Genomic DNA, 12,067 nt, shown 5'->3' with positions numbered 1-12,067 from the left:
CGCCGAGGTTGTATGCTGAAAAAGATTACCCGACGCACCTTCGTCTCTTCGCTGTCCGTTCTGGCGGCCACGCCGCTGCTGTCGTCCCGCATTGCGCGGGCGGCAAGCGGAAAGACGGTCTCTGTTAATCAGTACAATAACAACGACTGGATTGCCGCCTTTAAGCAGGCGTTTAACGACGGTGATACGGTCGTTGTACCTGCGGGACTCACCTGCGAAAACATCAATACGGGCATTTTCATTCCCGATGGTAAAACGCTGCTGATCCGCGGGGCATTAGCCGGCAACGGCCGCGGCCGCTTTGTGTTGCAGGAAGGCAGCAAAGTGATCGGTGAAGGCGGAGGGCGTACAGAGAATATCACCCTGGACGTTCGCGGCTCTGACTGCGTGATTAAAGGGCTGGCGATGAGCGGTTTTGGTCCTGTGGCGCAGATTTATATCGGCGGTAAGGACCGCAGTGTGATGCGCAATCTGGTGATTGACAACATCACTGTCAGTCAGGCCAACTACGCCATCCTGCGGCAGGGCTTCCATAATCAGGTGGACGGTGCCCGCATCACCAACAGCAAGTTTAGCCACCTGCAGGGCGATGCGATCGAGTGGAACGTGGCCATCAACGATCGCAATATCCTGATTTCCGACCATGTCATCGACAACATTAACTGCACTAACGGCAAGATCAACTGGGGCATTGGCATTGGCCTTGCCGGCAGCACCTATGATAATGACTATCCGGAAAAGCAGACCGTCAAGAACTTCGTGGTGGCCAACATTACCGGCAGCAACTGTCGTCAGCTGGTGCACGTTGAAAACGGAAAACATTTTGTTATCCGCAATATTAAGGCCAAAAACATAACCCCTGACTTCAGTAAAAAGGCGGGAATAGACAACGCCACCGTCGCTATTTATGGTTGTGATAATTTCATTATTGATAATGTCGATATGGTCAATAGTGCCGGTATGTTAATCGGTTACGGGGTGATAAAAGGCGATTATTTGTCCATTCCGCAGAACTTCAAACTCAACAATATTCGTCTGGATAATCGGCAGCTGGCGTATAAGCTGCGCGGAGTACAAATTTCATCCGGTAACGCGACGTCTTTTGTGGCGATTACCAACGTTGAGATGCAGCGCGCTACCCTGGAGCTGCACAATAAGCCACAGCATCTTTTCTTACGAAATATCAATGTTATGCAGGAAGCTGCCGTGGGGCCTGCCCTGAAGATTAATTTCGACCTGCGTAAAGACGTTCGGGGCAAATTTATGGCTAAAGACGAGACGCTGCTGTCGCTGGCGAACATCAAAGCCGTTAATGAGAAGGGGCAAAGCTCAGTGGATATTGACCGGGTGGATCAGCAGGTTGTGAATGTGGAAAGGCTGAATTTTGCGCTTCCATCAATGCGAAAGTGAATTTTTAAGAGGCATAGCACGGACTCATCGTAAACACCTAAAATTTGTTACTGAACTCAGCGATTTTAGGGTTTATAATCCGTGCCACAATTTCCAGATTTGTCTTGTCATTAGCGATACCTCACGGAATATCATGACTCCCGGAGGTTTGCCAAACACACATAACGCATTGAGTGGTTTATGAACGATAAAGTTTTGTTTATTGGCGCGTCCGGTTTCGTTGGGACTCGTTTGATCGAGATTTCTAAGTCCGAGTTTGATGTTACCAACTTCGACAAACAGCAGAGTCATTTCTATCCAGATATTACTGTTTCTGGTGATGTGCGTAATCAGGAGCAGCTCGATCAAGCACTTGCCAGTTTCGGAACGGTGGTACTGCTAGCTGCCGAACATCGTGATGATGTTAGCCCGACTTCACTCTACTATGATGTAAACGTACAGGGTACACGTAATGTACTGGCAGCAATGGAAAAAAATAATGTTAAGAACATTATTTTTACCAGTTCAGTTGCTGTTTATGGTCTCAATAAAGTGAATCCTGACGAATCTCACCCGCACGATCCTTTTAACCACTATGGCAAAAGTAAGTGGCAGGCGGAAGAGGTACTGCGTGAATGGTTCAACAAAGCGCCTGAAGAGCGATCTCTTACGATTATCCGTCCAACGGTCATTTTTGGTGAGCGCAATCGAGGCAATGTCTTCAATCTTCTGAAGCAAATTGCGGGTGGAAAATTCGCAATGGTGGGCGCCGGAACTAACTACAAGTCAATGGCTTATGTAGGTAATATTGTTGAGTTTATCAAATTCCGATTGAGCAACGTCAAACCTGGTTACGACGTATACAACTATGTCGATAAACCCGATCTGAATATGAATCAGCTGGTTGCCGAAGTAGAAAAGAGCCTGAGCAAAAAAATCCCATCAGTACATCTCCCTTATCCTTTAGGGATGCTCGGCGGTTATTGCTTTGATATTCTGAGCAAAGTTACCGGCAAGAAGTATGCGATTAGTTCCGTACGTGTAAAAAAATTCTGTGCCACCACTCAGTTTGATGCAACTAAAGTGCACACCTCTGGTTTTAAAGCGCCTTACACCCTATCTCAAGGACTGGACCGTACGTTGAAGTACGAGTTCGTGCATGAGAAGAAAGATGACATCACGTTTGTTTCTGAGTAGCAACGGATGATCTGGGATTTGTCGGAATCACGTTTTTAATCTTCTTTATTGATAGGGTTTCCGACGATTCTGGGTCACACTTATGACGTAATGAGTTTTAGTAATCAGAGTTCTGAGCCAAACGTGATTTGCATTTGACGCAGTAGACTTTCTTCATCAGGCATTTTTCCTGACACGGTTTATACTTCGTCAACCATATTAAGGTGGAAGAGATAATGATCAATTTGAAAGCAGTCATTCCGGTAGCAGGTCTGGGCATGCATATGCTGCCGGCCACAAAAGCCATTCCTAAAGAGATGCTGCCGATCGTCGATAAACCAATGATTCAGTACATTGTCGACGAGATTGTTGCTGCAGGGATCAAAGAAATCGTTCTGGTTACCCACTCTTCCAAAAATGCGGTAGAGAACCACTTCGACACCTCTTACGAACTCGAAGCTCTGCTTGAGCAGCGTGTTAAACGTCAGTTGCTGGCGGAAGTTCAGTCTATTTGTCCTCCAGGCGTGACCATTATGAACGTGCGTCAGGCGCAGCCGCTGGGTCTCGGCCACTCCATTCTGTGTGCCCGTCCGGTTGTGGGTGATAACCCATTCATCGTTGTGCTGCCGGATATCATTATTGATACCGCTTCTGCCGATCCGCTGCGTTATAACCTGGCGGCAATGGTGGCACGTTTCAATGAAACAGGCCGCAGCCAGGTGCTGGCAAAACGCATGAAGGGCGATCTCTCTGAGTACTCTGTTATCCAGACGAAAGAAGCGCTAGAGACAGAAGGGCAGGTGAGTCGCATCGTTGAGTTCATCGAAAAACCGGATCAGCCACAGACGCTGGATTCCGATCTGATGGCGGTTGGCCGCTATGTGCTGAACGCCGATATCTGGGCCGAACTGGAAAAAACCGAGCCAGGTGCCTGGGACCGTATTCAGCTGACTGATGCGATTGCCGAACTGGCGAAGAAGCAGTCTGTTGACGCGATGCTGATGACTGGCGACAGCTATGACTGTGGTAAGAAAATGGGCTATATGCAGGCGTTTGTGAATTATGGACTGCGTAATCTGAAGGAAGGGGCGAAGTTCAGGGCCCGTATTGAGAAGTTACTGGCAAACGACTGATATTTCTGCCACGACTTGAACAAGCGGCAGTCATTATTTTGGTGTGTTGAAATATAACCCAAATGATGACTGCCGTTTTTTGTTATTAATTCTATGATTACATAGAGTTATCGGGTTTAAATCTCGACAGCTTTGTAGCGATTTGTGCTTGTTTCTGAGGTCGTTTAGGACGACAATTAAAGCCAGTTTTTGCCTGAATCCAGGCAATAGAATCATTTAATCCAACATCGCTCAGTGCACTGGTAGCTGTTAAGCCAGGGGCGGTAGCGTGCTCAATTTCTGAAACCGTCAAAAAACGATCGGGTTCAGAGCGTAAGTATCCAGACATTTCCAACAGACGGAACAGATAACGTGAAAATTCTTGTGACGGGCGGGGCCGGTTTTATCGGCTCAGCGGTTGTACGACATATTATTAAAAATACCCAGGACGAAGTCGTCAATGTGGATAAGCTGACGTATGCCGGTAACCTTGAGTCACTTATTGATGTCAGCGATAGCGATCGTTATGCCTTTGAGCATGCTGATATCTGTGACAAGGCAGCAATGGATCGAATCTTCGCTGAGCATAAACCCGATGCCGTAATGCACCTTGCAGCCGAAAGCCACGTTGATCGTTCTATTAGCGGCCCTGCTGCGTTTATTGAAACCAATATCGTAGGTACCTACGTGCTCCTGGAAGCCGCCCGAGGGTATTGGTCCACATTAGATGATGCTGCTAAGAAAGCCTTCCGTTTTCATCATATTTCAACCGATGAAGTTTATGGCGATTTACCGCATCCTGATGAGCATTCTGCATCATTCGAGTTGCCTCTATTCACGGAAACTACCGCTTACGCACCAAGCAGTCCATATTCGGCATCAAAGGCCTCGAGTGACCATCTGGTTCGCGCGTGGTTGCGTACCTACGGTTTCCCTACGATTGTCACCAACTGTTCAAATAACTACGGCCCATATCACTTCCCAGAAAAGCTGATTCCGCTGGTTATTCTGAATGCGCTGGAGGGTAAAACTCTGCCAATTTACGGTAAAGGCGATCAGATCCGTGACTGGTTGTATGTAGAGGATCATGCACGTGCACTCTATACCGTAGTGACACAGGGCAAAATTGGCGAAACCTACAACATTGGCGGTCACAACGAAAAGCAAAACCTCGATGTGGTACACACTATTTGTTCTCTGCTGGATGAAATTGTGCCAAAGGAAGGTTCCTATCATGACCAGATCACTTATGTTGCTGACCGGCCTGGCCATGATCGCCGTTATGCGATAGATGCTGAGAAAATTGGTCGGGAATTGGGTTGGAAACCGCAAGAAACCTTCGAAAGTGGCATTCGCAAAACAGTAGAGTGGTATCTGGCAAACATTCAGTGGGTGGAAAACGTGAAAACCGGGAATTATCAGTCCTGGATAGAGCAAAATTATAGAGAGCGTAAGTAATGAAAGGTATTATTTTAGCTGGTGGTTCTGGTACCAGATTATATCCAATTACAATGGGTGTATCAAAGCAGTTACTCCCTATTTACGATAAACCAATGATTTATTATCCCCTCTCTGTGCTCATGTTGGCTGGAATCAAAGATATTCTAGTGATCACCACTCCAGAAGATCAGGCTGGTTTTATCCGTTTACTCGGTGATGGAAGCCAATTTGGTATAGAAATCAAATATGCAATTCAACCGAGTCCGGATGGATTAGCACAGGCATTTATTATTGGTGAAAGTTTTATTGGGAATGATTCCGTTTGTCTGGTACTTGGAGATAATATTTTCTTTGGTCAAGGGTTTACTCCCAAACTTAAACTTGCATGTGAGCGTTCTCGAGGTGCCACTGTCTTTGGATACCAAGTAATGGATCCTGAAAGATTTGGTGTCGTTGAGTTTGATAGAGAATTTAAAGCGTTAAGTATAGAAGAAAAACCAAAAAATCCAAAGTCAAATTGGGCTGTGACTGGTTTATATTTTTACGACAACGATGTAATAAATATAGCTAAAAATATTAAACCCTCTTCACGAGGTGAGCTTGAAATTACTACCGTAAATGAAGTGTATTTAAAAAATAATGCGTTGAATGTGGAACTACTTGGGCGTGGCTTTGCCTGGCTCGATACAGGAACCCATGATAGTTTGATTGAAGCGGGTAGCTTCGTTGAGACAGTTCAGAAGCGGCAGGGGATGATGGTTGCCTGTCTTGAAGAAATCGCCTGGAGAAATGGTTGGCTAACAAAAGAAAATCTATTCGAAAGAGGCCAGCAACTTTGTAAAAATCATTATGGTCAGTATTTAATAAAATTAGTAGGGTGAATTATGAATATCCAACTTATCCCATTACAGGTTCATGGTGATGATAGGGGCGCTCTTGTTTCTTTAGAAAGAGATAAGAATATAGACTTTGAAATTAGGCGAGTGTATTACATTTTTGATACAAAAAAAGGTGTAGTCAGAGGCTACCATGCCCATAAAAATCTGAAACAGTTAGTAGTCCCTGTCAGAGGATCGTGTCGTTTTACGCTAGATGATGGATACGAAAGAGTAAGTGTTCTTTTGGATAACCCAGCTCAAGGATTACTTGTTAATTCATTAATCTGGAGGGAGATGTCAGATTTTTCTGACGACTGTGTATTAATGGTTTTAGCCAGTAATGAATATGATGAATCTGATTATATCAGAGATTACGATGCATTTAAATTGGCGGCAAAATGATGTTTATACATAAACTAAGTGATGTCCAGTCAACATCTATTGGTGAAGGTACAAATATATGGCAATTTGTTGTTATCCTCAAAGAGGCAAGAATTGGTAAAAATTGCAATGTTTGTGCTAACTGCTTTATTGAAAATGACGTTGTCATTGGAAATTCAGTAACTATTAAATCAGGTGTTTATATCTGGGATGGCGTAAGGGTACATGACAATGTATTTATTGGACCTTGCGTTGCGTTTACTAATGATAAATATCCTCGTTCTAAAAATTATGATACACAATTTTATGAAACTATAATTGGTGAGAATTCATCGATTGGCGCAAATTCGACTATTCTCCCTGGAGTAAAGATTGGGCGCAATTGTATGATTGGGGCAGGTTCTGTTGTAACGAAAGATGTTCCTGACAATGCTCTGGTTTTAGGGAATCCAGCAAGAATCGTGAAATTTTTGGAGGCAGAATGATTGATTTTCTTAATTTACAGAAGTCCAATGCACGCTACAATAATGAATTAATTAAAGCTGCAGTACGAGTTATTGAAAGCGGATGGTATATCTCAGGTTCAGAATTAAATGCATTTGAGGAAAGTTTCGCTAAGTATTGTAACGTTAAGCATGCTATAGGTGTTGCTAATGGGCTTGACGCTCTGACGTTAACTCTTAAAGCATGGCAAGAACTGGGCAAAGTAAAAAGAAATGATGAAGTGCTTGTCCCGGCTAATACTTATATAGCTTCAATTCTGGCCATCAGCGAGGCAGGGTTAAAGCCTGTTTTAGTTGAACCAAATGAGTCCAGCTATAATCTCTCAATTGAGAATATTAAATCCAAAATTACTGCCAATACGCGGATCATACTCCCTGTCCATCTCTATGGTTTGATTTCCCCAATGGACGAAATCATGAGTTTTGCAAGAGATAATAACCTATTAGTATTGGAAGACAGTGCCCAAGCGCATGGTGCTTCAATCGATGGTAGAAAAGCCGGAAGTTGGGGTGATGCTGCCGGGTTTAGTTTTTACCCTGGCAAAAACCTTGGCGCGCTAGGAGATGCTGGTGCTATAACTACTAATGATACTGAATTAGCAGATACGGTAAGTTACTTGAGGAACTATGGTTCAAAAGTAAAATACAGACATGATTTCAAAGGTGTAAATAGTCGATTGGATGAAATTCAGGCTGCCTTCCTGAATGTAAAACTGAATTATTTGGATGAAGATATTTGTATTAGACGAAATATCGCAAATCGCTATTTAAAAGAAATTAAAAATGAATTAATAGTACTCCCAACCATTACCTGCGAAGAGAATCATGTATGGCATCTCTTTGTCATCAGGACAAAGAACAGGGATGCACTTCAGCGTTACCTGACAGATAATGATATCCAGACCGTTATTCATTATCCAACGCCACCTCATCGCCAACTGGCTTATAAAGAACTCAAAGACTTGAGTTTCCCGCTTAGTGAAGAGTTGCACCGTGAAGTAATTTCAATACCAATGGATCCCACTCTTACAGAAGAGCAAGTTAGTTATGTCATTGATGTATTAAATAAATTTAATTGCTAATCATGAATTTAATTAAAGTCAGTTTTTATAATGGTATTTCTGTAATAATTAAAATGCTGACTATGCTAGGGCTTAATAAAGTCCTAGCTATTTATGTCGGTCCTGGTGGTTATGCCATAATAGGTCAGTATCAGAGTTTTGTTCAAACACTCGCTACATTTTCCGCGGGCTCAATTGCAAATGGCATTACAAAATATACAGCTCAAAATGTAAGTGAGGAAAAAGAATTAATAGATGTTTGGAAAACAGCGGGAACAGTCAGTATTGTTTCTAGCTTGTTTGTGTCAATCATTATTTTGATCTTTTTAAAGATATAAATGTTATTTTTTTAATGACAAAATAGATAATAATCTTTCATATTGGCTTGCTACCTCATTTGTGTTTATGATGTTGAATAGTTATTTGATGGCTATTCTAAATGGGATGAAGGCAATAAAAGCGTATGTATTACTTAATATATCCAGTAGTATATTAGTGTTAGTGGTGACTGGCCTTTTTGCATTTAGCATGGGCCTGAAAGGAGCCTTGATAGCATTAACAATAAATCAATCATTAAATTTTATAATAACCTTCTCATATTTTATTAAACAAAAATGGTTCAAAGTTCGTTTTTTGGCGGGGAATTTAAACAAATCTGTTGTCAAAGGTCTTAGTCGATTTGCTTTTATGGCTTTGTTCTCATCTTTAGCCGTCCCTTTAACTCAGATGTTTCTTAGGAATTTTATAGGTACTAATATTTCTTGGGAGATATCCGGTTATTGGGAAGCCATTAACCGAATAAGCGCAATAAATATTATGTTAGCAACGACTACATTAACCCTTTATTATTTGCCAAAACTATCTGAAACACATGAGAAAAGGAAATATAAGTATGAGCTAATCAATATATCTAAGTTGCTAGTGCCGGTTACAGCTATTGGATGCTTTTGTGTTTTTTATTTAAAGTTTTATATTATAAATATACTCTTTACTCCTTCATTTGTTAACATGTCACCGCTATTTGGCTGGCAGATGGTTGGAGATTTTTTCAAAGTTTTTAGTTGGATTTTCTCTTTTGCACTATTAACGAAAGAAAAATGGAAGGTCTTTATAGCATGTGAAATCTTATCAGCGGTTGTCCTTGCAGTGTCAACAACCATAATTGTTTATTTTATGTCCTGGCATTATCTTTCTTTGGCATATGCTGCAACGTACTTTATATATCTGATATTCACATCATTTTTCTTCTATCAGTCCATATATAAAAAGGCATCCTAGATGGAGTTTACTCTAAATTTCCTTATAATAATACTGAGTTTTATTCCTGGGTACTACTTGGGTGTATTTCGTTTTAAAAGGCTCAACTATTATTGTGTTCTTTACTGGTCGATGCTGCTATTCTGCATTATTGGATCATTTATAATACATTCTGGCTTCATGGATGATTCATTTTTTATAGAGCCAATTGCAAATAATGCTGAGGCAAAAAACCTTGGTTTATTTATTACTACTATTTCTTTCTTTATATTCTTTCTTTCTGCTTTTGTTGTTGAAGTTTTGTGTTCATTATGTTCAGGGCAGCGTTCGGGAATGATTCGCTGGGAAAATTATTACTCCAGTCCTATGATTATGAGCAGTCGCAAGGTAACACTAACACTCTTTATATTATCTTGTGCATTAGTTGTGTATTACATAATATCAATTTATCCAGCACCATTGTTTATGGCATTCCAAGGGGCTTCTGCGGATCAAATTGCTATACGAAGGCTGGAAGTGACAAAAAATTATTCTGGAATTGGATATTTCAAAACACTAGCAGGTGTTATACCTATAATTCTTTCGTATTATTGTTTTATTGCATATCTAAGATTTAAAAAACATTTTCTTCTTTTTGTCTTTATCACTTTCATTTCAATATTAACATTGGCTATTAATGGGGAAAAAGCACCTCTGGTTTTTTATTTCTTGGGGCTTTTAGTTTCATATTCATCGGTAAGAAAAATTAGTAAAAAGGTTTATGTACTTTCCTCAGTATTAATATTTTTCTTGATATTGCTAATGTATATTGTTCTTTTCCAATTTGATAATTCTGATTACCTCCTTTATATTCTTATCGAGAGGTTATTTATAGCTCAAGAGGCAGCGGTGTTTTATGCGGCAGATTATTTTTCTTCCCATAGTTCGCTGGGGTTATCCAGCATGGATACTATTTTTAACAAAATACTTAATGTCACTCCAACAGCCAGGGCATCAGAGATATTCATGAACCAATATTTGCCAAGTATGGTGGCGAATGGTGGTTGGAATGTAAATGGATTTTTTGCACATGAGACTTTCTCTAATTTCGGTTACATGGGAATTGTTCTTGGAAGTATGTACGGTGGAATAGTAAATAGTTTGTTATGCATCTATTTTAGAGCAAGAGAAAAAACTTTATTAACAATGAGTTTTTATAGTTTTTACATTGTGTCCGTAACAACCGTTCTCAGTAGTTTTAATGCAATGCTGTTTAATACGCAGCTGATTTTAGTTTTTATTATTTATTTGCTATTGTCAATTCTCGACGGGAGAAGAAAACATGCAGTACCAGAGTGATAGGGTCTCTATCATTATAATATCTTATAATCATGACCAGTTTATAAAAAGTGCAATCGAAAGTATATTATGTCAGACTTATAAAGATATTGAGCTTATTATCGTCGATAATAACTCTTCGGATACAACACCTGAGATATTAAAAGAATACAAGAACGTCGGTAACGTAAAAACAATTTTTCTTGAAAGTAATACGGGGATTACAGGTGGGATTAACGAAGGCTTAAAACATGCTAGTGGAGAGTTTGTAAGTTTCTTTGCTAGTGATGACATTATGGTATCGAATCGAATTGAATTACAAGTTAATGCATTAAGAAAAGAACCTGAGGCCATTGCTTGCTTTGGTAATATGATAAGAATCAATAGTGATGGCTCAATCAACAAACGTGGTTTGCTACCTATGGTCGATTTTAAGTGGTGGACACTCAACGATATACTGACAGATAGAATATGTTTATACTCTCCAACACAATTGTATAGAGTAGATGTTTTTAAACATAACTCAATAACCTTCCCAAAAGATATCAGGATTGAAGATATCTGGCTATATTTTAAACTCCTCAATGCAGGTTATAAGTTTATTACTATTCCTTACCTCCTGACAATGTATCGAGTTCATGATAATAACACTCATACTCGTTATAAAATGATGATGCTAGAGAAAATAAAAATTCTAAAGGATTATAAGGATGAAGCCTTTTATGAAAGAGCACTTCATTTTATCCACCTTGAACATTTCTCTAATTTTGGTTCGACTTCCAAGAAAGATGCGTTAAGACTTCTACCTAAAGTTATATTAAGTATTAAGTCTAAATATTTATATATCGGCCTGGCCAGGCTACTTTTTGATTGGAGAAAGTAATGTTTAAGCATGTTTACGTTGATTTGTGTGATACCTTAATCAAAGGCAACACAACGTTCATGTTCCTGGATTCCTTCTTTAGCCATCACCCAAATAAACGCTATTGGTTTTACAGAAAACTCAGCACCTCATTTATAATGAGAGTCATATTTAAATTGCTGTTTTCAGCCAAAATAGATCTAAATCGAAGAATTGCGATCCGTTTTTTAAATGGATACAGCATTGATTTTCTTAGAGAACATGTGAAATGGATGCTAGCCAATGGTATTTTTATAGAGAATAAGGAACTTGTTGATGTTATGCAATGTGCTAAAAGTAAGCATATTCCGGTAACAATTATTTCTGCTTCCTTAGATTTCATTGTTGAGGTTGTAGCATCGCATTATGCTATTAATTGCTACAGTAGTAAACTTGCATATAAAGACGGAAACTGTCAAGGACGTATCACCCTTGATCTCCTTTTTAATAAGAATAAAATTTTTGATGATGTAGAGCAAAACAATAATGCTTACTGTTTTATCAGTGATAATATTCAAGATATTAAAATATTGAAAATATGTAGTTATGGTTTTGGTGTTCCGAACTTGAAGAATGAAAAGGCATTTATTGATAATAATATTAAACTTATCAACTATGATCGGCTTATTAACTTAATTAAAAGTGAGTGATT

The 12,067-nt window shown here is 40.0% G+C and carries 11 protein-coding genes and 1 pseudogene; all 12 read left to right on the top strand.

All coding sequences use genetic code 11. The features are described from left to right. Positions 1 to 12: 12 nt before the first annotated feature. Positions 13 to 1,410 carry a colanic acid biosynthesis protein WcaM gene (gene wcaM, locus ACLHV8_RS14210; RefSeq protein WP_208594267.1) on the top strand — a complete coding sequence of 466 codons (1,398 nt, stop codon included), beginning with the start codon at positions 13 to 15 and terminating at the stop codon, positions 1,408 to 1,410. Between the two features lie 180 nt (positions 1,411 to 1,590). Further along, the gene (locus tag ACLHV8_RS14205; RefSeq protein WP_128347493.1) at positions 1,591 to 2,586 is read left to right on the top strand and encodes an NAD-dependent epimerase/dehydratase family protein; all 996 of its coding nucleotides are present in this window, start codon (positions 1,591 to 1,593) and stop codon (positions 2,584 to 2,586) included. Positions 2,587 to 2,801: 215 nt separating this feature from the next. Next, positions 2,802 to 3,698: a GalU regulator GalF gene (gene galF, locus ACLHV8_RS14200; protein WP_208594268.1), complete on the top strand. Its 897-nt coding sequence runs from the start codon at positions 2,802 to 2,804 to the stop codon at positions 3,696 to 3,698. A 351-nt stretch (positions 3,699 to 4,049) separates the two neighbouring features. After that, on the top strand, positions 4,050 to 5,135 hold the full coding sequence (gene rfbB / locus ACLHV8_RS14195; protein WP_128347495.1) for a dTDP-glucose 4,6-dehydratase: 1,086 nt from the start codon (positions 4,050 to 4,052) through the stop codon (positions 5,133 to 5,135). Next, positions 5,135 to 5,998: a glucose-1-phosphate thymidylyltransferase RfbA gene (gene rfbA, locus ACLHV8_RS14190; RefSeq protein WP_208594269.1), complete on the top strand. Its 864-nt coding sequence runs from the start codon at positions 5,135 to 5,137 to the stop codon at positions 5,996 to 5,998. The genes rfbB and rfbA overlap by 1 nt, the downstream gene beginning before the upstream one ends. A 3-nt stretch (positions 5,999 to 6,001) precedes the next feature. Next, positions 6,002 to 6,397 carry a sugar 3,4-ketoisomerase gene (locus ACLHV8_RS14185; RefSeq protein WP_128347497.1) on the top strand — a complete coding sequence of 132 codons (396 nt, stop codon included), beginning with the start codon at positions 6,002 to 6,004 and terminating at the stop codon, positions 6,395 to 6,397. Next, a complete protein-coding gene (locus tag ACLHV8_RS14180; RefSeq protein WP_208594270.1) occupies positions 6,397 to 6,861 on the top strand; it encodes an acyltransferase in 465 nt (154 codons plus the stop codon). Before ACLHV8_RS14185 ends, ACLHV8_RS14180 begins: the two co-directional genes overlap by 1 nt. Beyond that, complete coding sequence (locus ACLHV8_RS14175) at positions 6,858 to 7,961, top strand: DegT/DnrJ/EryC1/StrS family aminotransferase (RefSeq protein ID WP_128347499.1); 1,104 nt, start codon at positions 6,858 to 6,860, stop codon at positions 7,959 to 7,961. Before ACLHV8_RS14180 ends, ACLHV8_RS14175 begins: the two co-directional genes overlap by 4 nt. A gap of 2 nt (positions 7,962 to 7,963) precedes the next feature. Then, positions 7,964 to 9,218 (top strand): annotated as a pseudogene (locus tag ACLHV8_RS14170) (O-antigen translocase). Beyond that, entirely contained in the window at positions 9,219 to 10,535 is a 1,317-nt protein-coding gene (locus tag ACLHV8_RS14165; protein ID WP_208594272.1) for an O-antigen polymerase, read from the top strand. Continuing rightward, on the top strand, positions 10,519 to 11,397 hold the full coding sequence (locus tag ACLHV8_RS14160; protein ID WP_128348993.1) for a glycosyltransferase family 2 protein: 879 nt from the start codon (positions 10,519 to 10,521) through the stop codon (positions 11,395 to 11,397). The genes ACLHV8_RS14165 and ACLHV8_RS14160 overlap by 17 nt, the downstream gene beginning before the upstream one ends. Then, positions 11,397 to 12,065 (top strand): haloacid dehalogenase-like hydrolase, encoded by a 669-nt coding sequence (locus tag ACLHV8_RS14155; RefSeq protein WP_208594273.1) that lies wholly within the window; start codon positions 11,397 to 11,399, stop codon positions 12,063 to 12,065. Before ACLHV8_RS14160 ends, ACLHV8_RS14155 begins: the two co-directional genes overlap by 1 nt. Positions 12,066 to 12,067: the final 2 nt, after the last annotated feature.

Origin of the sequence: Enterobacter sp. CPE_E863 (genome assembly GCF_046521465.1) — a bacterium.
Taxonomy (GTDB): domain Bacteria; phylum Pseudomonadota; class Gammaproteobacteria; order Enterobacterales; family Enterobacteriaceae; genus Enterobacter; species Enterobacter adelaidei.
The sequence above is the reverse complement of the archived record's forward strand: the minus strand, read 5'-3'. Positions and strand labels throughout refer to the sequence as shown.